Raw genomic sequence first — 25701 nt, 5'->3', positions numbered from 1 at the left:
TTGACCTACCCCCCGTTGTCGGGTCCATGCCTGATTCGTCATTCCTCTGCGTTCCGTGACCGTTCGGTCACAGAATGGAGGATCGTCCGGCTGTCGCCGGCAGCTGCTCCGTGGAGGTGACATCGATGGCACGTGACGTGCGCGGGCGTGGCGCGGCCGGGCCGAAACCCCGGATCCAGGGGGTCGCGCTCGTGGTCGCCGTGGTCTTCCTGGTGCTGGGCGTGCTCGGCTTCGTCCCGGGCGTCACCACCGGATACGACGACCTGACCTTCGCCGGTCACCACTCGGGCGCGAAGCTGCTCGGCCTGTTCCAGGTGTCGGTCCTGCACAACGCGCTGCACCTGCTCTTCGGACTGCTCGGGCTGGTGATGGCCCGCCGGGTGGGCGCGGCCCGGCTGTTCCTGGCCGGAGGCGGCGTCGCCTACCTGGGGCTCTGGCTGTACGGCTTCGCCATCGACCAGGAGTCCGCCGCCAACTTCGTCCCGCTCAACGACGCCGACGACTGGCTGCACCTGGGGCTCGGCTTCGGCATGCTCGCGCTCGGGCTGCTGCTCTCCAACGACGCGGGCACCGGCGGCCGGCTGGACACCCCGTTCGACCGCCCCTGAAGAAGCGCCACCGCAGCGCCCGGCATGTCCGAGTTTGATCGGACTGGGAAGCGGGCACCGGATAGGGCGTCAGGCGCCGGACGAGGAGGTCACGATGCCACGGTGGATCCGCAACAACGCGCTGAGCATCGTCATGCTCGGCGCCTTCCTCGTCTTTCTGACACTGCAGAGCGTCTTCGGCTGGCAGACCCACAACCAGGAGTTGGCCGAGTACGGCGCCAAGCCGCTCAGCTGGCTGGCGTACCTGGGCACCGGGCACTTCGCCGAGTCCGTCTTCGAGAACTGGGAGTCGGAGTTCCTCCAGATGGGCGGCTACGTGCTGCTCACCGCGTACCTGGTGCAGCAGGGGTCGGCGGATTCGAAGCCGGAGGGCCAGACCGACCGCCCGGAGGACGACGAGCGCCGGGCCGGGCCGGACTCCCCCTGGCCGGTCCGCGTCGGCGGCCTGCCGCTGGTGGTCTACCGCAACAGCCTCTCACTGGCCCTGCTGCTCATCTTCGCCGGTTCGTTCGTCGGCCACCTGCTCGGCGGCGTGGCGCAGTACAACCAGGAGCAGGCGCTGCAGAGCGGGGCCGCTCCGATCAGCGCCTGGCAGTTCCTCGGCACCAGCGACTTCTGGTTCCAGTCCATGCAGAACTGGCAGAGCGAGTTCCTGGCCGTCGGCGCGCTGATCCTGCTGAGCATCGTCCTGCGCCAGCACGCGTCCCCGGAGTCCAAGCCGGTCACCGTGGCGCACGCCCAGACCGGCGCCTGACCCGCCCCTCAGGCGGCCACCGGCAGGCGCTTGGCGAAGCAGACGCTGTACGGGTTGTCGACGTACTCGCCGTAGACCGGGATCGGCTCGTACCCGCAGGAGGTGTAGAGCCCGATCGCCGCCGGCAGGTACACGCCCGTCTCCAGGCAGACCACCGAGTGCCCCCGCTGGAAGGCCAACTCCTCCAGCGCGGTCAGCAACTGCCGGGCGATGCCCCGGCCCCGGTACGCGGGTCGGACGTACATCCGCTTGAGCTCCCCGGTGGCCGCGTCCAGCGACTGGATCCCCCCGCAGGCCACCGCCCGGCCGTCGACGACCACCGCGAGGTAGCGGATGTCGTCGTGCGTGACGGTGACCTGCCCGTCCAGCCCGCCGTCGGCCTCGCGCAGCTCACGCTGCTGAGCGACGACGAGGGCGTCGATCTCCGGATCGGTGCAGGGGCGGGACTCGATCAGCATCCGCCCAGGCTATGCCCGGCCGATTTCCCGGAGGTTTCCGGCGATCGACCCGGACACGGACGGGGCGGAGCTAATCGACGTCGTCGTCGTCCAGGTCGTCGGAGACGTCCGCGTCCAGGCCACCGGCCTCCAGCTCGTCGGCCGGGCGCTGCCGGCGTGCCTTGCGGGCGGCCAGCCGCTCGGCAGCCGAGGCGCGGGTGGACTTCTCCTCCAGCCGCACGTCGGTGCCCCGGCTGCCCGGCACGAACTCGGTGCCGGCGTAGAGGGTGGGCTGCCAGTCGAACTCCCGCTCGCCGATGCGCACCAGGTCGCCCGGCTTGGCGCCGACCTTGGCCAGCTTCTCCTCGACGCCGAGGCGGGCGAGCCGGTCGGCGAGGAAGCCGATCGCCTCGTCGTTCTCGAAGTTCGTCTGCCGGACCCAGCGCTCGGGCCGCACGCCGCGCACCGTGAAGGAGCCGTCCTCCTCCGCCTCGATGGTGAAGCCGGCGTCGTCCACCGCCTTCGGGCGGATGACGATCCGGGTCGGCTCGGCCGGCGGGGCCGCCTGGCGGCTCTCCTCGACGACCTCGGCCATCGCGTACATCAGCTCCTTGAGCCCCTCGCGGGTGGCCGTGGAGACCTCGAAGACCCGGAAGCCGCGCTCCTCCAGGTCCGGCCGGACGATCTCGGCGAGATCCCGCCCGTCCGGTACGTCGATCTTGTTCAGCGCGACCAGCCGGGGACGGTCGGCGAGGCCGCCGTACTCGGACAGCTCGGCCTCGATGGCGTCGATGTCGGCGAGCGGGTCGCGGCCCGGCTCCAACGTCGCGGTGTCGACCACGTGCACCAGCACGGCGCAGCGCTCGACGTGGCGGAGGAACTCCAGCCCCAGCCCCCGGCCGGTGGCCGCCCCGGGGATCAGGCCCGGCACGTCGGCGACCGTGAAGGTGTGGTTGTCGACCCGGACCACGCCGAGGTTCGGCACCAGGGTGGTGAACGGGTAGTCGGCGATCTTCGGCTTGGCGGCGGAGATCACCGAGATCAGCGACGACTTGCCGGCGGACGGGAAGCCCACCAGGCCGACGTCGGCGACGCTCTTGAGCTCCAGCACCACGTCCAGCCGGTCACCGGGCTCGCCCAGCTCGGCGAAGCCGGGGGCCTTGCGCTTGGCGTTGGCCAGCGACGCGTTGCCCCGACCGCCGCGCCCGCCCCGGGCGGCCTCGAAGGTGGTGCCCGCGCCGACCAGGTCGGCCAGCACCTGGCCGTCGAGGGTCTGCACCACGGTGCCGTTCGGCACCTTGATCACCAGGTCGTGGCCGTTGGCCCCGTCCCGGTTCGACCCGGCGCCGCCCTTGCCGTTCTCGGCCTTGAGGTGCGGGCGGAAGTGGAAGTCGAGCAGCGTGGTCACCTGCGGGTCGACCACCAGGGAGACGCTGCCGCCGTGCCCGCCGTTGCCCCCGTCCGGGCCACCGAACGGCTTGAACTTCTCCCGGTGGATGGAGGCACAGCCGTGCCCGCCGTCGCCGGCCTGCATGTGCAGGACGACCCGGTCAACGAACGTCGTCACGACGCCAATCCTTCCAGCGAGGTCCGCCCCCGCATGCGAAAAAGCGAAGCGGGCCGGGACCCGAGGTCCACGGCCCGCAAAGCCTTCGAACTACTGCTGCGGCACGATGTTGACGGTCTTGCGACCGCGCTTGGTGCCGAACTGGACCGCACCGGCCGCCAGCGCGAAGAGCGTGTCGTCGCCGCCACGGCCGACCAGGTCACCGGGGTGGAACTTGGTGCCCCGCTGACGGATGAGGATCTCACCCGCGCTGACCACCTGACCACCGAAGCGCTTCACGCCGAGTCGCTGGGCCGCGGAATCACGGCCGTTACGCGAGCTGGACGCACCCTTTTTGTGAGCCATTTGAGGACGACCTACTTCCCGCTGGAGATGCCGGTCACCTTGACCTGGGTCAGCGGCTGGCGGTGACCCTGGCGCTTGTGGTAGCCGGTCTTGTTCTTGAACTTGTGGATCCGGATCTTCGGGCCCTTGGTGTGCGCGGCGATCTCGCCGGACACCGCGACCGAGGCAAGCTTCGCCGCGTCGGTCACCAGGTCGTCACCGTCGACGAGGAGCACCGCGGTGAGCTTCACCGCGTCGCCGGGGGCACCGGCGAGCTTCTCGACCTCGATCACGTCGCCCTCGGCGACCTTGTACTGCTTGCCGCCGGTCTTGACGATCGCGTACATCGGAGGCGGACTCCCTGTCGTTGAGGCTGCTGGCTGGTCGTTCCCACGGCGACTCGCCGGGTAGCAGTGACACCGGCGGCGCGGGCACGCGGGAACTCGGCACACCAAAGTGCGCCGCAGGCAAGGGTACGCCATGGACCGGGCGACACCCAAACCGGGCCCGCCGGTCAGCGGCCGCAGAGCTGGTCGAGGCGCTGCTGGAGGCGGTCGAGCTCGGTCTCGTCGATCGACTCGACGTCGGCGCCGAGCGTGCCGACCTCGGTGGCCAGGTCGGTGAGCAGAGTCTTCAACTGCGGGTCGGTGGCCCGGGCCGACTGCTCACGCAGCGCCGACCGCCAGGTGGCCAACGCCGACTCCGCCCGCTTACGGGCGGTTTCGGCCCCGGTGCTGTCGTTCGCGCCGACCGCGGCGATCATCTTGCCCAGCTCCTCGACGTACGTCCGCACGGCCGCCGAGGCGGCCTGCTCGGCCTCCGCGCAGACCTGCGGCCCGTTGCCCCCCGCCGGGGCGACGCTGACCGGGGCGGACGGCAGCACGGTGGCGGCGGCCGACGGACCGGAGGTGGCCGGGGCGGCCTCGTCGGACCGGTCGCCGGAGCAGCCGGAGCCGGTCAGCAGGACGGCGGTCACCAGGGTGGCGGTGAGCAGGCGGCGCATTGTCTTCTCCTAGCCGGGGGGTGACCGATCGTAGCCGGGCCCGGAGAACGCGACAGGGCCCCTCCCGCCGGCAGTTGTTGCCGGGAGAGGGGCCCCGCGAAACGTCGGGCTGGTCAGCCCGTCAGGGGCGGGTCCGCCGCCGGGGACCACCGCGGCGGGACCGACGCCGGCCGGTGCCGCCCTCGCCGCTCTCCTCCTCGGCGTCGCCGTCGCCCAGCGCGTCCGGGTCGTCCGCCCCGGCCAGCCGGGCCGACTCGCCCTCCAGGCTGTCGGCGACCGCCGGCGCGGCCGACGTCTCGGTCTCGTACCGGGACAGGTCGTAGCCCATGGTGTCGTGGTACTCGGCCTCGGCCTCGGCGACCACGTCGGTGTTCTCGATGGTCTCCACCACCGTGCGCTCCGGTGCGGCGGCGGCCTTGCGGGAGCGCCGGCGCGACGAACCGGCGGTCTGCTCGGCCGCCGGGGCGGGGGCCACCGAGGAGGCGACCGCCTTGACCTTCTCCCCCGCGCCGCCGGCCCGCGGCTTCTCCGGCACCGGCTCGGTGTGGATGATCAGGCCGCGGCCCTTGCAGCACTCGCAGGTCTCGCTGAACGCCTCCAGCAGGCCCGCGCCGATCCGCTTCCGGGTCATCTGCACCAGGCCGAGCGAGGTGATCTCGGTGACCTGGTGCTTGGTCCGGTCCCGGCCCAGGCACTCGGTCAGCCGGCGCAGCACCAGCTCACGGTTCGACTCCAGCACCATGTCGATGAAGTCGATCACCACGATGCCGCCGAGGTCGCGCAGCCGGAGCTGGCGCACGATCTCCTCGGCCGCCTCCAGGTTGTTGCGGGTGACCGTCTCCTCCAGGTTGCCCCCGGAGCCGGTGTACTTGCCGGTGTTGACGTCGATGACGGTCATCGCCTCGGTGCGGTCGATGACCAGCGACCCGCCGGAGGGGAGGAAGACCTTCCGGTCCAGTCCCTTGATGATCTGCTCGTCGATCCGGTACTCGGCGAAGACGTCGGTGGCGCCGACGTGCCGGCGCAGCCGGGCGACCAGGTCGGGCGAGACGTGCGACAGGTACGACTCGACCATGTCGTACGACTGCTCGCCCTCGATGACCAGCTCGCGGAAGTCCTCGTTGAACAGGTCCCGGACGACCCGGATGACCAGGTCCGGCTCCTCGTAGAGCAGCACCGGGGCGCCACCCTCGGCCGCCTTGGCCTGGATGTCCTCCCACTGCGCCTGGAGCCGCTTGACGTCGCGGGCCAGCTCGTCCTCGCTCGCCCCCTCGGCGGCGGTCCGGACGATCACACCGGCGCCGTCCGGCACCAGCTTCTTGAGCACGTCCCGCAGCCGCTTGCGCTCGGTGTCCGGCAGCTTCCGGCTGATGCCGGAGGCGTTGCCGTTGGGCACGTACACCAGGTGCCGGCCGGAGAGCGCGATGTGGCTGGTCAGCCGGGCGCCCTTGTGCCCGATCGGGTCCTTGGTCACCTGCACCAGCACCGAGTCGCCGGAGCGCAGCGCCTGCTCGATCGAGCGCGCCCGCCCCTCCAGGCCGGAGGTGTCCCAGTTGACCTCGCCGGCGTACAGCACGGCGTTGCGGCCGCGCCCGACGTCGACGAACGCCGCCTCCATGCTGGGCAGGACGTTCTGCACCTTGCCGAGGTAGACGTTGCCGGCCATGGTGCCGGAGGAGTTGCGGGTGACGTAGTGCTCGACCAGCACGCCGTCCTCCAGGACCGCGATCTGGGTGCGGTCGCCGCGCTGGCGTACCGCCATCACCCGGTCGACCGCCTCCCGGCGGGCCAGGAACTCCGACTCGCTGAGGATCGGCGGCCGGGTACGGCGCTGCTCGCGGCCGTCCCGACGGCGCTGGCGCTTGGCCTCCAGCCGGGTCGAGCCGGAGACGCCCTGCACCTCGTCGACGGCCTTGCGCGGCTCGCGGATCTTGACCACGGTGGGCACGCCGTCGTCGGCGGCCCCCTCGACGTCCCCGGCGCCACGGCGGCGACGGCGGCGGCGACGGCGGGTCAGCCCGTCGCCCTCGCCCTCCTCGTCCTCGGGCTCCTCGGCCTCGCCGCCCTCGGCCTGGACGGCTTCCTCGGCCTCTTCCTCCTCGTCGCTGTCCTCGGCGCCGCCCTTGCCGCGACCGCGGCCCCGGCGACCACGACGACGGCGACGGCGGGCCGCCGCGCTCTCGTCCTCGTCCTCTTCCTCGGCCTCGGCGGCCTCCTCGGCCTCGCCGGTGGGCTCCTCCTCGACCTCGGCCACCTCGACCGGCTCCACCTCACGGCGGCCCCGGCGACGTCGGCGACCGGTCTCGGCCGGCTCCTCGACGGCCTCCTCGGCCGCCGCCGGGCCGGGCTCGACCACGCGGACGGCCGGCAGGTCCTCGGGCAGCGGGGCCATGAAGAGCACGGTGGGCGCGGAGAGCGCGGCCCGCCGGCGGCGGGTACGCGGCTCCGGCGTGGGCTCGGCCGACGGCTCGCCGCCGGACACCGTGACACCGGGCGGGACCTCGCCGGCCCGGCTCTCGGCGCCGGAGGCCGCGACGGCGGGCTCGGCGGTGCCCGGCTCGGCCTCGGCGGGCTCCTCGGCGGGCTCGGTGGGCTCCTCGTCGAGCGCGGTGGGCTCGGTGGGCGCCGCCGCTTCCACGGCGGGCTCCTCCTCCTCGACCGCGGCGACGACCGGCGGGGCGGCCTCGACGGCCGGCGGCGCGGGCTCGACCGGGGTCTCGGCGGCCGGCTCGGCCGCCGCCGGGGCGGCGGCCTTCTTGCGCCGGGTCCGGGTGACCTTCACCGGCGGAACGACCTCCGCGGTGTGCTCCTCGGCGCCGGTGGCCACCACCGGCTCCTCGGCGGCAGCGGCGGGTGCCGCCTTGCGCCGACGACGGGTGGTCTTGGGCGGGGTGTCCAGTTCACCGGCGACCGGGGCGAGCACCTCGGCCTGGTGCGCCTCGTCGGTGCCGGAGGCGGCGGTCGCCGACGCCTCGGCGGGGGCGTCGACCTGCTCCGGCTGGTTCAGCGGCGCCGCCTTGCGCCGGGTGGTGCGCCGCCGCTTCGGCGCGGCCTCGGCAGCGCTGTCAGTGGTGGCGCTGCCGGTGGTGACGCTGTCAGTGGCGCTGTCAGTGGTGGCGTCGGCGGTGTCGCCGGCCGGCTGTGCGCCGGTCCGTTCGCCGCCCTCGGGCTCGTTCTCGAGCATGGACGTTCTCCAGTTCTGGCCGCCCCGGGCGCGGGTGAGCGCTGCCACGCAGGGTTGCCGCAAAAGTGTTTCCGCCGGGCGCGCGTGGTGCGCGACCGCCGAAGTCTGCCTGCCTAGAGCACCGACCGTCGGTCAGTGCTCACCGATGGTTGCCCCGTCGCGGTCCGCGTCCAACGGATCCACGATCGCACCCTGCGCGGTCAACGTGCCCTGCGCCAGCCGGATCACCCTTGGCGAGACCGGCGGCACCAGGTCGGCCACCACGCGGAGGCCGGAAAGGACGTCATCGGGCCGTACGGACGGGGTGACCTGCCGCACGACCAGTTCGAGTATCGCACACGACACGCCCGGCACCCCGGAAGGCGTCTCCGGGGGCGGCACCACATCGATGCGCGTGACGGCCGCCCGGGCGTCGAAGGTGCGCCGGCCCTGCTTGGTCATCCGCTCGACCTGGATCTTCTCGGCGGCGGTGAACGCGGCGACGGCCGCCTCCAGCACGGCCGGCTCGACCTCGGGCAGCTCGATGCGCCAGTGCGAGGCCTCGATCCGGTCGGCCAGGCTGCCGCTCCCGGCGACCACCGCGTCGAGCACGTCCAGCCCGGGCGAGAGCGCCGCGTCCAGCGCCGCGCGCAGCTGCTCCGGGTCGACCTGCTCGCGCAGGCCGATCTCCAGGTACTCGGCCTCGCTGGCGACGCCGGTCGGGGCGGCGCTGGCGTAGGAGATCTTGGGGTGGGGGGTGAAGCCCTGGGAGAAGGCGATCGGGACGCCGGCCCGGCGCAGTGCGCGCTCGAAGGCCCGGGCGAAGTCGCGGTGCGAGGTGAACCGGAGCGGGCCGCGCTTGGCGTACCGGATCCGGACGCGCTGGACGACCGGCGCCTGCCCGCCCTCCGGCTGTGGTTTCCTGCTGATCGTCGTGCTCCTCGGTGTCAGGACCGGTCGGTCATGAAGGTGCCACGGATGCCGGTGACAATAACTTCATGATCGCCGGGGCGGGGCGGGTGGCGCGCCCACGCGCGGCACACCCGCCCCGAACGGTCACTGCTGAGCGCCGGTGGGGACCTTCAGGCCGTTGACCGGGGTGAGCGGAAGCAGCTTCCGGCCGGTCGGGCCGATCTGGATCTCGGTGTCCATCGAGGGGCAGACGCCGCAGTCGAAGCACGGGGTCCACCGGCAGTCGTCCTGCTCGTACTCGGAGAGCGAGTCCTGCCAGTCCTGCCAGAGCCAGTCCTTGTCCAGGCCCGAGTCCAGGTGGTCCCAGGGCAGGACCTCCAGCTCGTCGCGCTCCCGGGTGGTGTACCAGTCCAGGTCCACGCCGAAGGTCGGCAGCACCTCGGCGGCGGCCTCCACCCAGCGCTGGTACGAGAAGTGCTCGCTCCAGCCGTCGAACCGGCCGCCGTTCTCCCAGACCTTGCGGATCACCGCGCCGACCCGACGGTCACCGCGGCTGAGCAGGCCCTCGATCAGCGACGGCTCGCCGTCGTGGTAGCGGAAGCCGATCGCCCGGCCCAGCGAGCGGTCCGCGTTGATCGCCTGCTTGAGGATCTTGAGCCGGTGGTCGATGACCTCCGGGCGCTCCATCGACGCCCACTGGAACGGGGTGTGCGGCTTCGGCACGAAACCGCCGATGGAGACGGTGCAGCGGATGTCCTTGGAGCCGGTCGCCGCCCGACCTGCCTTGATCACCTCGTGCGCCATGTCCGCGATCTCGAGGACGTCCTCGTCGGTCTCGGTGGGCAGGCCGCACATGAAGTAGAGCTTCACCTGCCGCCAGCCGTTGCTGTACGCGGTGACGACGGTGCGGATCAGGTCTTCCTTCGACACCATCTTGTTGATGACCTTGCGGATCCGCTCCGACCCGCCCTCCGGGGCGAAGGTCAGACCGGTACGCCGGCCGTTGCGGGACAGCTCCTGGGCCAGGTCGATGTTGAACGCGTCCACCCGGGTCGACGGCAGCGACAGGGACACGTTGGTGCCCTCGTACTGCTGGGCGAGGCCGGAGCACATGTCGCCGATCTCGGAGTGGTCGGCCGACGACAGCGACAGCAGGCCGACCTCGTGGAAGCCGGAGAACTCCAGGCCGTCGCGGACCATCTGGCCGACGGTGGTGATCGAGCGCTCCCGCACCGGGCGGGTGATCATGCCCGCCTGGCAGAACCGGCAGCCCCGGGTGCAGCCCCGGAAGATCTCCACCGCGTACCGCTCGTGCACCGTCTCCGCGAGCGGGACCAGCGGCTTCTTCGGGTACGGCCAGGCGTCCAGGTCCATCGTCGTGCGCTTGTGCACCCGGAACGGCACGTCCGCCCGGTTCGGCACGACCCGCTGGATCCGGCCGTCGGGCAGGTAGTCCACGTCGTAGAAGCGCGGCACGTAGACGCTCTCGGTGCGGGCCAGGCGCAGCAGCAGCTCGTCCCGGCCGCCCGGGGAGCCCTCGGCCTTCCACTCCCGGACGATCGTGGTGATCTCCAGGACCGCCTCCTCGCCGTCGCCGAGCACGGCGGCGTCGACGAAGTCGGCGATCGGCTCCGGGTTGAACGCGGCGTGCCCGCCGGCCACGATCACCGGGTCGGCGTCGGTGCGGTCGGCGGCGAGCATCGGGATGCCGGCCAGGTCGATCGCGGTGAGCAGGTTGGTGTAGCCCAGCTCGGTGGAGAACGAGACGCCGAACACGTCGAAGTCGCGCACCGAGCGGTGCGCGTCGACGGTGAACTGCGGCACGCCGTGGGCGCGCATCAGCTTCTCCAGGTCCGGCCAGACCGCGTAGGTGCGCTCGGCGAGCACGTCGGGCAGCTCGTTGAGCACCTCGTAGAGGATCTGCACGCCCTGGTTGGGCAGACCGACCTCGTAGGCGTCGGGGTACATCAGCGCCCAGCGCACGGTCGCCGCGTCCCAGTCCTTGACCACCGCGCCCAGCTCGCCACCGACGTACTGGATGGGCTTGGTCACCTGAGGCAGCAGCGGCTCCAGCCGGGGCCAGATGGAATTGGCCGCGGCGGGGCGCGGCGTCGTGGACGGGGCACTCATGATGCCCAAGGGTACGCGCCCACCGGCCACCCCCCGCGCCGCACCGCCCGCCGCCCCCCGACGCGCCCCACCGAGCGCCCCCGCCGCCCCATCCAGCTCACCAGCCCCAAGACGCGCTCGCCCCATCTTCAAGATCCAGTCGCATTCACCGATCCGACACGCCGTCCTCGGACTCGGAGAATGCGACCCGATCTTGAGCACCCGGCCCGGTCCAACCCGTCACCGCACCCTGCCCCGGCATCGTCCGAGGGCGGGCGGCGGTGGACGGGTTCGTCGGCGGTGGCATGCCGGTACTAACCTCGCAACCGGCGCGAGAGGAGATTGCCGCGATGCCGCAGCCGCAGCCGGGGGCAGACCGGCCGGCCGACGGGAGCACCCCGGGCACCGACGTGGGCCGCGAACCGGCGGTCGTCGGGGAACCCGCCCCCTCGCCCGTACCCGCCGACGCCCCGCCCCGCCCGGGCCCGCACGCCACCCGTGAGCTGCCCACCGACGGCTCCGACGCCGACCCGGAGCAACCGGCGGCGGAGCGCCCGCCCACGCCCCCGGACCAGGCCCCCGCGCCCACCTCACCCGCCCCGAGCGGCCAGACGCCCGACGAGCCGACGTCCACCCCGGTCGACGCCGCCCCGACCTCACCGGCAGCCCCCGTTTACGACGAGCCACCCACCAGGGTCGACGGCGAGCCACCGGCCACCGGCACCGCGCCCCCGCCCACCCGGGTCGACGCCGCGCCCTCAGCCGGCCACACCGACGACGCGCCCCCGCCCACCCGCGTCGAGCCCGGACCGTCCGAGCCCACCCGCGTCGAGCCCGGACCGCCCGAGCCCACCCGGGTCGAGCCGGAGCCACCCGCGCCGCGCTGGACCGGTTCGGCGGCGGTCCCGCCCCCGCCGCCGCGCCGACCTGCCTGGGGCGAGTCCGCGGAGCCCACGCCGGTCCCGCCCGCCCCGGTCGAGCTGCCCGAGCACCGCACGCCCGTGGACCCGTGGGCCGGCGCGGACACCGGCTCGTGGGAGCTGGAACACCACCTCCCCGCGCTGCCGCCGACGCTGCCCTACCCGGTGCCGCCGCCCACCCGGCACTACGAGCCCCCGCAGCCACCGCCGGCCCACCCGTACCCGGCGTCGCCCGCCGCGCACCCGGTGTCGCCGCCGCCGGCCGCCGCACCCCGACCGGCTCCGCCGCCCGCGCCGGCCCGTCCGCCGAAGCAGCGCCGGGGCCGCAAACCAGAGGCGGTCACTCCGCCGCCGGGGTGGCAGGCCCCCCGCGGGTACGTCCCGGTGCCCGTCCGGCGTCGCCGGCGCTGGCCCTGGGTGCTGCTGCTCGGCCTGATCTGCTGCTGCGGCTGCCCGGCCTGGTTCGGCAAGCCGATGTGGGAGCAGTACCCGGCGAAGGCCGCGCTGCCCGGCCAGGTGGCCGATCTGACGCTGCGCCAGGACGCCGGCAGCCAGGCGACCGCCAAGCGGTTGAAGGCAGAGGTACGGGCGACGAACCTGCTCTCCGAGGACGTCTTCGCCGGGGTCTACGCCACCGGCGACGGCAAGCGGGTCACCGTCTTCGGCGGCACCGGCTTCCGGTTCAACCCGGAGTCCGATGCGGACGACGAGATGACCCGGCTGACCGAGACCTACCGGCTCGGCACCCCGCAGCCGGTCGAGACCGGGGTACGCGGCCGGTACGAGCGGTGCGCCACGGGCCGGTCGGACGGCGCCGACGTGGTGGTCTGCACGTCGGTCGACTACGGCAGCATCACCACCGGGGTCTTCACCCGGCTCTCCGTCGACGACAGCGCCCGCCTGCTGGACACCCTGCGGGAAAACATCGTCACGCCGCCACCGGCACAGCCCTGAGGCTCATCCCGGAACCCGCCGGGACGGGTCAGACGGCGCCGGGCTCCCCCGCCAGCGGCGGGTGGGCGCGCGGCGGCGCGTAGCGGGGCACGTACTCCTGGCCGGTGAGCTTCTGGATCTCGGCCATCAGCTCGTCGGTCATCGCGCGCAGCGAGGTGCGGTCGTCCGGCCGGCCGGTGAAGTCGAGCGGCTTGCCGAACCGGACGGTGATCTTCGCGCGGCCGGGCCGGGGCACCCGGGCGCCGATCGGCTGGGCCTTGTCGGTGCCGATCATGCCGACCGGGATGATCGGCACGCCGGCCGCCACCGCCAGCCGGACCGTGCCGGTACGCCCCCGGTAGAGCCGCCCGTCCGGCGAGCGCGTCCCCTCTGGGTAGACCGCGACCAGGTCACCACCACGCAGCGCGGGAATGGCGGCGTCGAACGCGGACAGCGCCGCCCGGCCGCCGGCCCGCTCGACCGGAATGGCGCCCAGGCCGGTGAGCACGAACTTGGAGAGCGCGCCCTTCGGGCCGGTGCCCTTGAAGTACTCCGACTTGGCCCAGAAGGCCAGGTGCCGGGGGACGACGGTGCCGAGGAAGAGTTCGTCGGCGACCGAGAGGTGGTTGCCCGCGAAGATCGCACCACCGGTTTCCGGGATGTGCTCCAACCCCTCCACGGTCGGACGGAAGGCCAACCGGAGCGCGGGCGCCACGGTGAGCTTGCCGATGGTGTAGAGCAGGGGCACTGGTCCTCCGGCGGTCGTGCGTTGAACAGGCGGTGTCACGGTAGCGGACGGGTCCACGGAGTCCCGCGCGGGTGGCCGGGCCGACCGGCTGCTGAGCGGGCCTGTTGGGGGCGTGGGCGGGGCCGGTGGTGGCGGCCCGGCGGGACACCGCCGGACCACCACCGCCGCACTGCGTCATACCCGGCGGACGGCCACCGTCACCCGCTCGCCCTCGCCGACCTCGCCGGCGAAGCCGTCGACGCCCTCGGCGAAGTCGACCGTGTCGGCCAGCACCTCGCGGGCCACGAAGTCGGTGTACGCGGAGACCGCCGCCCGCACCTCCTCGGAGGCCGACACCGACACCACGATCCGGTCCGAGACGTCCAGGTCGGCGTCCCGCCGGGCCTGCTGCACCACCCGGACCACGTCCCGGGCCAACCCTTCGGCGGCCAGCGCCGGGGTGACCTCGGTGTCCAGCACGACCACGCCCTCGCCGCCGGGCAGCGGCGCGGAGTGCTCGGCGTCGGCGGCGACCAGGCGCAGCTCGTACTCGCCCTCGGCCAGGGTGACGCCGGCGGCGACCGGGGCGCCCTCGACCAGCTCCCACTCCCCCGCCTTGACCGCCTTGATCACCTGCTGCACGGCCTTGCCGACCCGGGGGCCGAGCGCGCGCGGCACCACGGTCAGCACCTGCTGGCAGTACGCCGACACCTCGTCGGAGAAGACGACCTCCTTCACGTTGACCTCGTCGGCGACCAGGTCACTGAAGGGGCGCAGCTTCTCCGCGACCGGCGAGGCCACGGTCAGCGTCGACAGCGGCAGCCGTACGCGCAGGCCCTTGGCCTTGCGCAGCGACAGCGCCGCCGAGGCGACCGCGCGCACGTTGTCCATCGCGGACACCAGCTCGTGGTCGGCCGGGAACTCCTGCGCCGACGGCCAGTCGGTCAGGTGCACCGACCGCTCGCCGGTGAGACCGCGCCAGATCTCCTCGGCGGTCAGCGGCGCGAGCGGCGCGACCACCCGGCAGAGCGTCTCCAGCACCGTCCAGAGGGTGTCGAACGCCTCGGCGTCACCCGACCAGAACCGGTCCCGGGATCGGCGCACGTACCAGTTGGTCAGCGCGTCCAGGTAGGACCGGACGGTGGCGCAGGCGCCGGAGATGTCGTACGCCTCCATCTGCCCCTGGACCGTCTCGACCAGCTCGTTCGTCTTTGCCAGCACGTACCGGTCGAGCAGGTGCGTCGAGTCGGTCCGGCGACGCGCGGTGTAGCCGTCGGCGTTGGCGTAGAGCGAGAAGAAGTACCAGACGTTCCAGAGTGGCAGCAGCACCTGCCGGACGGCGTCCCGGATGCCCGCCTCGGTGACCGGCATGTCGCCGCCGCGCAGCACCGGCGAGGACATCAGCATCCAGCGCATCGCGTCCGAGCCGTACGCGTCGAAGACGTGGTAGACGTCCGGGTAGTTGCGCAGGCTCTTGGACATCTTGCGCCCGTCGGAGCCGAGCAGGATTCCGTGGCTGAGGCAGTTGCGGAACGCCGGCCGGTCGAACAGCGCGGTGGCCAGCACGTGCATCGTGTAGAACCAGCCGCGGGTCTGTCCGATGTACTCGACGATGAAGTCGCCGGGGTAGTGGTGCTCGAACCATTCGCGGTTCTCGAACGGGTAGTGCACCTGGGCGAACGGCATCGAGCCGGACTCGAACCAGCAGTCCAGCACCTCCGGCACCCGGCGCATCATGGACTTGCCGGTCGGGTCGTCCGGGTTCGGGCGGACCAGCTCGTCCACCGCCGACCGGTGCAGGTCGCTCAGGCGTACGCCGAAGTCCCGCTCGATCTCCTCCAGCGAGCCGTACACGTCCAGCCGCGGGTAGTTCGGGTCGTCGGACTTCCACACCGGGATCGGCGAGCCCCAGAACCGGTTCCGGCTGATCGACCAGTCGCGGGCGTTGGCCAGCCACTTGCCGAACGAGCCGTCCTTGATGTGCCCGGGCGTCCAGTTGATCTGCTGGTTGAGCTCGACCATCCGGTCCTTGAACTTGGTCACGGCGACGAACCACGACGACACCGCCTTGTAGACCAGCGGGGTGTCGCAGCGCCAGCAGTGCGGGTACGAGTGGGTGTAGGTGTCCTGCTTGAGCACCACCCCCCGGTCCTTGAGCTCGCGGATCACCGGCTTGTTGACGTCGAAGACCTGCTCACCCTGGTACGGCGGGACCAGCGCGGTGAACCGGGTGTGGTCGTCCACGGTGACGACGGTGGGGATGCCGGCGGCGTTGCAGACGTTCTGGTCGTCCTCGCCGAAGGCCGGGGCCAGGTGGACGATCCCGGTGCCGTCCTCGGTGGTGACGAAGTCCGCGCCGAGCACCTGGTACGCGTGCTCCCCGGCCTGCTCGACCAGGAAGTCGTAGAGCGGCGTGTACCGGCGCCCGACCAGGTCGCGGCCGTACACGGTGCCGACCTGCTCGTAGCCCTCCAGCTCCTTGGCGTACGCGGCCAGCCGCGCGGCGCCGACGACGTAGCGGTCACCGTCGCGCTCCAGCACCGCGTACTCGATGTCCGGGCCGACGGCGAGCGCCAGGTTCGACGGCAGGGTCCACGGCGTCGTGGTCCAGACGCCGAGCCGGACCGGCCCGCGCACCAGCTCGGGGGCGGACTCGTCCGGGGTCAGCCCGAACCAGACCGACAGGGTCGGGTCGTGCCGGTCCCGGTAGACGTCGTCCATCCGGGTCTCGGTGTTCGACAGCGGCGTCTCGCAGCGCCAGCAGTACGCCAGCACCCGGAAACCCTCGTAGATCAGGCCCTTGTCGTGCAGGGTCTTGAAGGCCCACATGACGCTTTCCATGTAGTCCAGGTCGAGGGTCTTGTAGTCGTTGGCGAAGTCGACCCAGCGGGCCTGCCGGGTGACGTACCGCTCCCAGTCCTGGGTGAACTCCAGCACGGAGCTGCGGCATGCCTCGTTGAACCGGGCCACGCCGAGGTCGAGGATCTCCGCCTTGCTGGTGATGCCGAGCTGCTTCTCGGCCACCACCTCGGCGGGCAGGCCGTGGCAGTCCCAGCCGAAGCGCCGCTCGACGTGCCGGCCGCGCATCGTCTGGTAGCGCGGCACCACGTCCTTGACGTACCCGGTAAACAGGTGGCCGTAGTGCGGCAGGCCGTTGGCGAACGGCGGGCCGTCGTAGAAGACGTACTCGTTCTTGCCGTCGGTACCGGCCGGGCGGGCCTCGACGGACGCCTCGAAGGTCTTGTCGGCCGTCCAGTGCTTTAGAACCCGGCGCTCGACCGCGGGCAGGTCCGGGCTCGCCGGGACACCGGCGGCGGTCGGGTCGTGCAACGGATAGACCATCGGGGGTCGCTCTCCTCGCGCAGCTCACTCATCTGTGGTCTGCGAGGACGAGCCCTTCGGGTACGCCTCGACGGCGTCGCCCGAGCGGCCCGCGGTACCACCCCGCTTGGCGGTCGAGGTGCGACCGCCCGCTCGTTGGCCGGCTGTGACGGGCCGTCCCGTCCGGTTCTACTGGGCCGGTCACCCGGCTGTTCTTCCGGAGGCTCACCGGTGATGGCCGGGTCGTCGCCTGTGTGCACAAGCGTACTCGATCGGCCTCGAAGATCGCCCCCGAGTAATCCCACCGCCCCGGCGCGCGGCGACATGACCACCGTCACAGCTCAGGCCGTCACATCGCCGCCGCCGCGTTCCGTCGTACGGGTGAATCCGTTCGTTCTGCGAGGGAGGCCGAGATGAGTCGGATCAACATGGCGAAGGTGGCGCCGGAGGCGTACCGGGCGGTGTTCGCGCTGGAGAAGTACGCCCAGGCGAACGTCGACCACACCGTGCTGGAGCTGGTGAAGCTGCGGGCGTCGATGCTGAACGGCTGCTCGTTCTGCGTGGACATGCACAGCCGGGACGCGCTCGCGGCGGGCGAGGACAGCCGCCGGCTCTTCGCCGTCGCCGCCTGGCGGGAGGCGCCGTTCTTCGACGAGAAGGAGCGGACCGCGCTGGCGCTGACCGACGCGGTCACCCAGCTCGGCCAGCACGGCGTGCCGGACGAGGTGTGGGACGCCGCCGCGAAGGTGTGGTCGGAGAAGGAGCTGGCCGACCTGATCATCGCGATTGCGACAATCAACGTGTGGAACCGGATCGCCGTGACCAGCCAGACCCAGCCGCCGCTCGAGGTGTGACCACCAGCGGGGCGACGCAGGCGGCCGGTGCGCTCACCGCGCACCGGCCGATGCTGCTCGGGCTGGCGTACCGGCTGCTGGGCAGCCTGCACGACGCGGAGGACGTGCTCCAGGAGGCGTACCTGCGCTGGCTCGACGTGGACCGGGAGTCGGTGGCCGAGCCGCGCCGGTACCTGTCCCGGGTGGTGACCCGGCTGGCGCTGGACCGGCTGCGGGCCCGGCAGGCCGCCCGGGAGACGTACGTCGGCCCGTGGCTGCCCGAGCCGGTGCCGACCGAGCCGTCGCCGTTCGGCCCGCTGGACAGCGCCGAGCTGCTTGATTCCGTGTCGATGGCGCTGCTGCACCTGCTGGAGCGGCTCACCCCGCCGGAGCGCGCGGTCTACGTGCTGCACACCGCGTTCGCCCTGCCGTACGCCGAGATCGGCGACATCCTGGACCGGTCGGCGGCCGACTGCCGGCAGTTGCATCATCGGGCGGTCGCCCGGCTGGCCGAGGGCCGTCGGCGGTTCAACGCCGACCGGGCCGAGCAGCGGCGGCTGCTGGACGCGTTCCTGGCCGCCGCCCGCGACGGCGACCTGCCCCGGCTGACCGGGTTGGTGGCGGCCGACGCGGTGGCCTGGACCGACGGCGGCGGCGCGGCCCGCGCGGCGCGCAACCCGGTGCACGGCGCGGACCGCATCGCCCGGTTCTTCGCCGGCATCTACGCCCGGCCGCGCGCCGTGACGGCGACACCCGCCGAGCTGAACGGCCAGCCGGCGCTGCTGATCCACTGGCCCGACGGGGCCCGCTACGCGCTGACCGTGGCCACGGCCGACGGGCGGATCACCGGGTTCTACCTGGTCGGCAACCCGGCGAAGCTGTCCCGGCTCCCCGCCTGAGACAGCGGACGGCCCCGACCCCGGTCCGAGGTCGGGGCCGGCGGCGTTCAGCCCAGCTCGGGGAACCAGAGGCCGATCTCGCGCTTGGCGCTGTCGGTGGAGTCGGAGGCGTGCACCAGGTTCTCCCGGTTCGACAGGGAGAAGTCGCCGCGGATGGTGCCGGCGGCGGCCTTGCGACCGTCGGTGGCGCCGATCATGCCGCGCACCACCTCGATCACCTGGTCGCCGGAGAGCACGAGGGCGACCAGCGGACCACCGGTCATGAACGCCTTCAGCGGCGGGTAGAACGGCTTGTCGACGTGCTCGGCGTAGTGCTGGTCGGCGAAGTCCCCGTCCAGCGTCCGGGTCTCCATCGCGTCGATCCGCAGGCCCTTGCGCTCGAAGCGGGAGACGATCTCGCCGACCAGGCCACGGCGGACCGCGTCGGGCTTGATCAGTACGAGCGTGCGCTCATCCGGGCTGCTGCTGGACACGCTGAGTTCCTCCTGTGCGCGGAAGACGGCCGGGCTGGGTACGGTCAGCCTAGCGACCCGGTCCCGGCGTCGGCGCGGCGGCTGCTCTTTCCAGCGGCCGCCGATCCCGCCTAGCCTGGCCCTGACCCCTGGGAGGTCCACTGTGGCGAATGGCGGGAACCGCACCATCGCGCCGGTACGCAAGCTGATCGCCGCGGTCCTCGGCACCGTGGCGACCTTCGTGGTCCTGTTCGGGCTGGGCATGACCAGCTGGGCCATCGTGGCCCTCGGCGTGGCCCTGCTGGTGCTGGCGGTCGCCCTGGCCACGGTGCGCGGCAGCGGGCGGACCTGGGTGATCGGGGTGGGGCACGTGCACAGCGCCTCCGAGCCGCCCACCCAGTACGCCTTCGGCCGCTGCGAGCTGCAACTGGTGATCGACGCGCCGGGCCTGCCGCCCCGCTCCAAGAAGATCATCGAGCCGCGGGTGCCGGTGGCGAAGTGGCCCTCGCTGGGCCAGACGCTGCCGATCCGGGTGGCCCTGGACGACCAGCGGCACGTCCGGGTGCTCTGGGACGAGGTGCCCACCCACGCCGAGAGCGCCGCCGCCGCCGACCTGCCGCCCGAGTACGCCGACGCCGAGCCGGTCGACGAGGTGCTGATCGTGCAGGAGGCCCCACCGTGGGCCGGCCGGACACCCGACGACGACTTCCACGACGACCTGCGCGACGAGTTCCGCGACCCACCCCCGGCCGACCCGCTGCGCGCCGAACCGGTGGTGCTGACGGAGGAACGCGAGCCGGTGGTGGTGCACCAGCGCCCCGGCGGCCCGGTCGTGCTCGAGGGCACCCTGGTCGAGCCGCCGCCGGCCGGCGGGCTGCCCCGCCGGGCGGCCACGCCGTCGCAGCGGCCGCCGGTGGACGAGCGCTTCGACGCCCCGGTCGTCGACCCGGTGGACGTGCCGCTGGACGACCCGGAGCCACGGGACCGGATCGACCCCGACGAGCTGGACGAGGCGATCTTCGGCTTCGACCCGGCGGCCGACCCGGCCGACGAGAGCGCACCGATCAGCGGCGTCGGGCTGACCCTGCTCGTCACCGACCTGTCCCGCTCGCTGGAGTTCTACCGGTCGCTGGGCTTCGGGGAGATCGACCGGGGCGCCGGCAACGCGGTGCTCGCCTCCGGCGCCACCCGGCTGGTGCTGCGCGAGGTCACCGGCGCCGCTCCGATCAGCCGCCGGCTGGTGCACGTCAACCTGGAGGTGGACGACATCGACGCGGCCTACCGGCGGCTGAAGGAGACGGGCGTGAAGTTCACCTACGCGCCCCGGGTGGTCAACCGGGGCACGAAGCTGGAGGTCTGGGCGGCCGCCTTCCGCGACCCGGACGGCCACGGCATCGCGCTGACCCAGTGGCGGGAGCGGGCGGAGGCCTGAGCGTCGGCGCTCAGCCGAGGATGACCCGGCGGACGTGCAGGGCGTACGCCCAGACCAGGGCGAAGATGATCCCCAGCACCAGCAGCGACCAGTGCAGCAGCCCGGAGAGCAGCAACAGGCCCTGCACGACCGTGCCGGCGTTCCAGGCCCACGGCCGCCCCATCCGGCCGGCCAGCACCACGCAGGCGACGGCCAGCGCGACGATCACCGCGATGGCCTCACCGCCCAGGTCCCCGCCGACCACCCGGATGGGCTGGATCGCGAGCAGCAGCACCAACGCCTCCAGGGCCAGCGTCCCCGCGCCCAGGCCCCGCACCGCCTTCACCGGGTTCCGCAGCCCGGAGCGCCGCTCCCCCGGCACCTCGGCGCCGGGGGTGGCGCGGTCCTCGTCGGGAGCGCTCATCGCTTGAGCAGCCGTCGGGCGTCGGCCACGGTCACCACCGAACCGGTGATCAGCACCCCGACCCCGGACAGCTCGCCCGGCACGTCGGACTCGGCCTCCGCGACGGCCGCCTCGATGGCGTCCGGCATCTCCTCGGCGACCTCCACCCGCTCCGGCCCGAACACCTCGCGCGCCAGCGCGGCCAACTGGTCGGCCGGCATCGCCCGGGGCGAGCTGTTGCGGGTCACGACCAGCGAGTCGAGCACCGGCTCCAGCAGCTCCAGCAGGCTGCCCGCGTCCTTGTCGTCGAGCACGCCGAGCACGCCGACCAGCTTGGAGAACGCGAACTCCTCCTGCAGCGCGGTGACCGTGGCCGTCATGCCGTGCGGGTTGTGCGCCCCGTCCAGCAGGATCGTCGGGGCGGTCCGCACCTTCTCCAGCCGACCCGGCGAGCTGGCCATGGCGAAGCCCTCCCGGACGGCCTCCACGTCGAGCTGCCGCTTCGTCCCGGCCCCCAGGAACGCCTCGACGGCGGCGAGCGCCACCGCGGCGTTCTGCGCCTGGTGCGCGCCGTGCAGCGGGATGAACACCTCCTCGTACACCCCGCCGAGGCCCTGGATGGTCAGCACCTGCCCGCCGACGGCGACGGCCCGGCGCAGCACCCCGAACTCGGTGCCCTCCCGGGCGACGGTCGCGCCGACCTCCACGCAGCGTTCCAGGATGGGCCGGGCCGCCTCGTCGTCCTGCGCCGCGCAGATCACCGTGGCGCCGGCGTGGATGATTCCGGCCTTGTGCAGGGCGATGTCCTCCAGGGTGTCGCCCAGCCACTCGGTGTGGTCCAGCCCGATCGGGGTCAGCACGGCCACCCCGGCCTGGAGCACGTTGGTGGCGTCCTCGGCCCCGCCGAGCCCCACCTCGACCACCGCGACGTCGACCGGCGCGTCGGCGAAGGTGGCGAAGGCCAGCGCGGTGGTCATGTCGAAGTAGGTCAGCGGCTCCGACGAGCGCTGGTCGACCAGTTCGGCCAGCGGCTTCACCTCGCGGTACGTCGCGACGAAGCGTTCCTCGCTGACCGGCTCCCCGTCCAGGCTGATCCGCTCCCGCACCGTCTCCAGGTGCGGGCTGGTGTAGCGGCCGGTGTGCAGGCCGAAGGCCCGCAGCAGCGAGTCGATCATCCGGGCCGTGGAGGTCTTGCCGTTGGTCCCGGTCAGGTGGATCGACGGGTACGCCCGCTGCGGGCTGCCGAGCAGGTCGAGCAGGGACTCGATGCGGTCCAGCTCGAAGACCATGCGGGTGAAGCCCCGCGCGGCCAGCTCGGCGTCGACGGCGGTGAACTCGGTGCGATCGGTGCGGTCGGTCACGAGGGAAGCGCCTCCAGAGCGGCGTCGATCCGGATCAGGTCGGCCTCGGCCACCGCCAGCCGGTCGCGGATCTTGGCGACCACCGGTTCGGGGGCCTTGCCGACGAAGGCGGGGTTGTCGAGCTTCGCCCGGGCCTGCGCGACCTCCTTCTCGGCCGCCGCGCGGTCCTTGGTCAGCCGGGCACGCTCCGCGGCCACGTCGATCGAGCCGCGGGTGTCCAGCTCGACGCTGACCTCGCCCGGCATGGCGAGGGTGGCGCTGGCCTGGAAGTCGCCCGCGGGGGCGTCGAGCCGGACCAGCGAGCGGATCAGCGGCTCGTGCGCCGCGATCCCGGCCACCTGCAGGCCGTCCAGCCGGGCCGCGACCCGCTGCGTCGGGCGCAGCCCTTGGTCGGAACGGAACCGCCGGATCTCGGTCACCACCCGCTGGACGGTGCCGACCTCGCTCTCCGCGGCGTCGTCGACCCGGGTACGGTCGGCCACCGGCCAGGCGGCCGTCATCACCGTCTCACCGCCGGTGAGCGCGGTCCACAGCTCCTCGGTGACGAACGGGATGACCGGGTGCAGCAGCCGCAGCAGCTGGTCCAGCACGTGCCCGAGGACCCGTCGGGTGGCCTCGGCCGCGGGCCCGCCCTCGGCGAGCACCGGCTTGCTCAGCTCGACGTACCAGTCGCAGACGTCGTCCCAGGCGAAGTGGTACAGCAGGTCGCAGACCTTCGCGAACTCGTACGCCTCGAACTGCTCGTCCACCTCGGCGGTGACGTGGGCCAGGCGGGACAGGATCCACCGGTCGACCGTCGACAGCTCGGCGGCGGGCGGCAGCTCCCCCTCGGTGTGCGCGCCGTTCATCAGCGCGAACCGAGTGGCGTTCCAGAGCTTGTTGCAGAAGTTCCGGGAGCCCTGGCACCACTCCTCGCTGACCGGCACGTCCTGCCCCGGGTTGGCGCCCCGGGCCAGGGTGAACCGGGTGGCGTCGGCGCCGAAGCGGTCGATCCAGTCCAGCGGGTCGACGACGTTGCCGAACGACTTGGACATCTTCTTGCCGTGCTCGTCGCGGACCATGCCGTGCAGGGCGACGACGTCGAACGGCTGCCGGCCGTCCATCGCGTACAGGCCGAACATCATCATCCGGGCGACCCAGAAGAAGAGGATGTCGTAGCCGGTCACCAGGACGCTGGTCGGGTAGAACTTCGCCAGGTCCGGGGTCTGCTCCGGCCAGCCGAGGGTGGAGAACGGCCAGAGCCCGCTGGAGAACCAGGTGTCCAGGACGTCCTCGTCCTGGCGCCAGCCCTCACCGGTGGGCGGCTGCTCGTCCGGGCCGACGCAGACGATCTCGCCGGCCGGGCCGTACCAGACCGGGATGCGGTGGCCCCACCAGAGCTGCCGGGAGATGCACCAGTCGTGCATGTTGTCGACCCAGGCGAAGTAGCGCTTGGCCAGCTCGGCGGGCTCGATCTTCACCCGGCCGTCGCGCACCGCGTCCCCGGCGGCCTTGGCCAGCGGGGCGGTGTTGACGAACCACTGCAGCGACAGCCGCGGCTCGACGGTGGTCTTGCACCGGGAACAGTGCCCCACCGCGTGCACGTACGGCCGCTTCTCGGCCACGATCCGACCCTGCTCGCGCAGCGCGGCCACGATCGCCGGCCGGGCCTCGTACCGGTCCAGGCCCTGGAACGGGCCGTGGGCGGTGATGACCCCACGCTCGTCCATGATCGTCAGCGAGGGCAGGTCGTGCCGCTGGCCGATCTCGAAGTCGTTGGGGTCGTGCGCCGGGGTCACCTTCACCATGCCGGTGCCGAAGCTCGGGTCGACGTGCTCGTCGGCCACGATCGGGATCCGCCGGTCGGTCAGCGGCACGGGCACCTCGGTGCCGATGAGGTGCTGGTAGCGGGGGTCGTCCGGGTGCACGGCCACCGCGGTGTCACCGAGCATGGTCTCGGCCCGGGTGGTGGCCACCACCACCTCGTCGCTGTACCGGATCGAGATGAGCTCACCCTCGTCGTCGGTGTGCTCCACCTCGATGTCGGAGAGGGCGGTCAGGCAGCGCGGGCACCAGTTGATGATCCGGTTGGCCCGGTAGATGAGGCCGTCGTCGAAGAGCTTCTTGAACATGGTCTGCACGGCCCGGGACAGGCCCTCGTCCATGGTGAAGCGCTCGCGGTCCCAGTCGACGGCGTCGCCGAGGCGGCGCATCTGGCCGAGGATGGCCCCGCCGGACTCGGCCTTCCACTGCCAGACCCGCTCGACGAACTTCTCCCGGCCCAGGTCGTGCCGGGACAGCCCCTCGCCGGCGAGCTGCCGCTCGACCAGGTTCTGGGTGGCGATGCCGGCGTGGTCCATGCCGGGCAGCCACAGCGCCTCGTAGCCCTGCATCCGCTTGCGCCGGTTCAGGGCGTCCATCAGCGTGTGCTCGAACGCGTGGCCCATGTGCAGGGAGCCGGTGACGTTCGGTGGCGGGATGACGATGGTGAAGGGGGGCTTGTCGCTCTGCGCCGACGCCCGGAAGTGGCCGGCGGCTACCCACTGCTCGTACCGTCGCTGCTCTACCTCGCCGGGCTGGTACTGGCCGGCAAGGGTCGGGGCGTCGGGGCGTCGGGCATCCAGTCTCTCGGTCACCCTGAAAGTCTACGGAGCGCTTCTGCGGACCTGACGTGCGCCACCTGTCATTCGCGTACGGTGGCGGACATGTCCGACGCACATCTCACCGAGCGTCAGCTCGACGAGGGGCCCGACCCGGTCGATCTGACCGACGAGCCGATCCAGCTGAGCCACCGCGACCCGGCGAGCGACCCCGGCCGCGGGGCTCCGGCCTCCCGCCGCCGGCGGATCGTGCTGGGGGTGGCGCTCGCCGTCGGCCTGGCCGGCGCCACCGCCCTGGGCCTCGCGGGCTGGCGGGTGGCGCAGGAGAAGGACACCCGGCTGGGCACCCCGGACCGGGTCGCCGGCCTGACCCGGGACGACTCGGAGCGGGCCCGCAGCACCGCCGACTACCTGCGCAGCGGGTTCGCCGCCGACATCGAGCTGGACCGCAGCTTCGGCACCGTCTACCGGGACCCGGCGGACGAGAGCCGCGCGGTGCTGCTCTTCGGCGGCACCACGCTGCTCTGGCAGCCGGAACGCGACCTGGACAGCCTCTTCGGGCTGATGGCCGACGAGACCGGCCGGGTGGCCGGGCTGCGCGAGGTGCCGGCCGGCAGGCTCGGCGGGGTGATGAAGTGCGGCACCACCAGCGGAGACGGGGGCGACTTCGCGATCTGCGGCTGGGCGGACCACGGCAGTGTCGCGATGGCGATGTTCCCCAGCCGGTCCGTCGACGAGGCCGCCGGCCTGTTCCGCCAGATCCGTGAGGGCGTCCAGACCCGGGACTGAAACCGTCGTCGCAAGGGCCGTGGCGTCACCCGCCGCCGCGGCCCTTCTTCGTGTACGGGGGTTCCAGCGCCGCTTTCCGGCGGTAAACACAAATCAGGGCCACCCCTGTTGGGGGTGGCCCTGATTTGAATGATTGTCCGGCGGTGTCCTACTCTCCCACACCCTCCCGAGTGCAGTACCATCGGCGCTGGAGGGC

21 protein-coding genes are annotated in these 25701 nt (G+C 72.7%); 7 read left to right on the top strand and 14 right to left on the bottom strand.

What is annotated here, in order from left to right:
- Positions 1–125 precede the first annotated feature (125 nt).
- Both V6U88_RS19790 and V6U88_RS19785 read left to right on the top strand, forming a co-directional pair.
- Positions 126–608, top strand: a complete 483-nt coding sequence (locus tag V6U88_RS19790; protein ID WP_334455040.1) for a DUF4383 domain-containing protein — start codon at positions 126–128, stop codon at positions 606–608.
- A gap of 94 nt (positions 609–702) precedes the next feature.
- Positions 703–1362 (top strand): DUF6766 family protein, encoded by a 660-nt coding sequence (locus tag V6U88_RS19785; protein WP_334455039.1) that lies wholly within the window; start codon positions 703–705, stop codon positions 1360–1362.
- Between the two features lie 8 nt (positions 1363–1370).
- On the opposite strand, the gene V6U88_RS19780 is transcribed toward V6U88_RS19785, so the two are convergent.
- From V6U88_RS19780 to V6U88_RS19745, 8 genes are all read right to left on the bottom strand, one after another.
- Entirely contained in the window at positions 1371–1820 is a 450-nt protein-coding gene (locus V6U88_RS19780) for a GNAT family N-acetyltransferase (RefSeq protein ID WP_334455038.1), read from the bottom strand.
- 70 nt (positions 1821–1890) lie between these two features.
- On the bottom strand, positions 1891–3366 hold the full coding sequence (obgE, locus tag V6U88_RS19775; protein WP_334455037.1) for a GTPase ObgE: 1476 nt from the start codon (positions 3364–3366) through the stop codon (positions 1891–1893).
- Positions 3367–3456: 90 nt separating this feature from the next.
- Entirely contained in the window at positions 3457–3711 is a 255-nt protein-coding gene (rpmA, locus tag V6U88_RS19770; protein ID WP_334455035.1) for a 50S ribosomal protein L27, read from the bottom strand.
- Between the two features lie 11 nt (positions 3712–3722).
- Complete coding sequence (gene rplU, locus V6U88_RS19765; protein WP_088960746.1) at positions 3723–4037, bottom strand: 50S ribosomal protein L21; 315 nt, start codon at positions 4035–4037, stop codon at positions 3723–3725.
- Positions 4038–4204: 167 nt separating this feature from the next.
- A complete protein-coding gene (locus V6U88_RS19760; protein WP_334455032.1) occupies positions 4205–4693 on the bottom strand; it encodes a hypothetical protein in 489 nt (162 codons plus the stop codon).
- A 121-nt stretch (positions 4694–4814) separates the two neighbouring features.
- A complete protein-coding gene (locus tag V6U88_RS19755; RefSeq protein WP_334455030.1) occupies positions 4815–7877 on the bottom strand; it encodes an Rne/Rng family ribonuclease in 3063 nt (1020 codons plus the stop codon).
- 132 nt (positions 7878–8009) lie between these two features.
- Positions 8010–8729 (bottom strand): TIGR03936 family radical SAM-associated protein, encoded by a 720-nt coding sequence (locus tag V6U88_RS19750; RefSeq protein WP_334455208.1) that lies wholly within the window; start codon positions 8727–8729, stop codon positions 8010–8012.
- Between the two features lie 183 nt (positions 8730–8912).
- Positions 8913–10898, bottom strand: coding sequence for a TIGR03960 family B12-binding radical SAM protein (locus V6U88_RS19745; RefSeq protein ID WP_334455028.1), 1986 nt, complete (start codon positions 10896–10898; stop codon positions 8913–8915).
- A 329-nt stretch (positions 10899–11227) separates the two neighbouring features.
- Here V6U88_RS19745 and V6U88_RS19740 point away from each other — a divergent pair, with 329 nt between their 5' ends.
- Positions 11228–12751: a hypothetical protein gene (locus V6U88_RS19740; RefSeq protein ID WP_334455026.1), complete on the top strand. Its 1524-nt coding sequence runs from the start codon at positions 11228–11230 to the stop codon at positions 12749–12751.
- Between the two features lie 28 nt (positions 12752–12779).
- On the opposite strand, the gene V6U88_RS19735 is transcribed toward V6U88_RS19740, so the two are convergent.
- Complete coding sequence (locus V6U88_RS19735) at positions 12780–13478, bottom strand: lysophospholipid acyltransferase family protein (protein WP_334455025.1); 699 nt, start codon at positions 13476–13478, stop codon at positions 12780–12782.
- Positions 13479–13652: 174 nt separating this feature from the next.
- A complete protein-coding gene (gene ileS, locus V6U88_RS19730; protein ID WP_334455024.1) occupies positions 13653–16799 on the bottom strand; it encodes an isoleucine--tRNA ligase in 3147 nt (1048 codons plus the stop codon).
- Positions 16800–17191: 392 nt separating this feature from the next.
- On the opposite strand from ileS, the gene V6U88_RS19725 reads away from it, so the two are divergent.
- Positions 17192–17632 (top strand): carboxymuconolactone decarboxylase family protein, encoded by a 441-nt coding sequence (locus V6U88_RS19725; RefSeq protein ID WP_334455023.1) that lies wholly within the window; start codon positions 17192–17194, stop codon positions 17630–17632.
- Positions 17629–18510, top strand: a complete 882-nt coding sequence (gene sigJ / locus V6U88_RS19720; RefSeq protein ID WP_334455022.1) for an RNA polymerase sigma factor SigJ — start codon at positions 17629–17631, stop codon at positions 18508–18510. The genes V6U88_RS19725 and sigJ overlap by 4 nt, the downstream gene beginning before the upstream one ends.
- A gap of 47 nt (positions 18511–18557) precedes the next feature.
- On the opposite strand, the gene ndk is transcribed toward sigJ, so the two are convergent.
- Positions 18558–18983, bottom strand: coding sequence for a nucleoside-diphosphate kinase (gene ndk / locus V6U88_RS19715; RefSeq protein WP_334455021.1), 426 nt, complete (start codon positions 18981–18983; stop codon positions 18558–18560).
- A 142-nt stretch (positions 18984–19125) separates the two neighbouring features.
- On the opposite strand from ndk, the gene V6U88_RS19710 reads away from it, so the two are divergent.
- Positions 19126–20394, top strand: coding sequence for a VOC family protein (locus V6U88_RS19710; RefSeq protein ID WP_334455020.1), 1269 nt, complete (start codon positions 19126–19128; stop codon positions 20392–20394).
- 10 nt (positions 20395–20404) lie between these two features.
- Here V6U88_RS19710 and V6U88_RS19705 read toward each other — a convergent pair whose 3' ends face one another.
- The 3 genes from V6U88_RS19705 to V6U88_RS19695 all read right to left on the bottom strand — a co-directional run bounded on the left by V6U88_RS19705 (position 20405) and on the right by V6U88_RS19695 (position 24752).
- A complete protein-coding gene (locus V6U88_RS19705; RefSeq protein ID WP_334455019.1) occupies positions 20405–20797 on the bottom strand; it encodes a DUF4233 domain-containing protein in 393 nt (130 codons plus the stop codon).
- Complete coding sequence (locus V6U88_RS19700) at positions 20794–22065, bottom strand: bifunctional folylpolyglutamate synthase/dihydrofolate synthase (protein ID WP_334455207.1); 1272 nt, start codon at positions 22063–22065, stop codon at positions 20794–20796. Before V6U88_RS19700 ends, V6U88_RS19705 begins: the two co-directional genes overlap by 4 nt.
- Before the next feature lie 68 nt (positions 22066–22133).
- Entirely contained in the window at positions 22134–24752 is a 2619-nt protein-coding gene (locus V6U88_RS19695) for a valine--tRNA ligase (RefSeq protein ID WP_334455018.1), read from the bottom strand.
- Positions 24753–24821: 69 nt separating this feature from the next.
- On the opposite strand from V6U88_RS19695, the gene V6U88_RS19690 reads away from it, so the two are divergent.
- A complete protein-coding gene (locus V6U88_RS19690) occupies positions 24822–25505 on the top strand; it encodes a hypothetical protein (protein ID WP_334455016.1) in 684 nt (227 codons plus the stop codon).
- The last annotated feature ends 196 nt before the right edge of the window (positions 25506–25701 follow it).

The organism is Micromonospora sp. CPCC 205739 (assembly GCF_036906795.1).
Taxonomy (GTDB): domain Bacteria; phylum Actinomycetota; class Actinomycetes; order Mycobacteriales; family Micromonosporaceae; genus Micromonospora.
The sequence above is the reverse complement of the archived record's forward strand: the minus strand, read 5'-3'. Positions and strand labels throughout refer to the sequence as shown.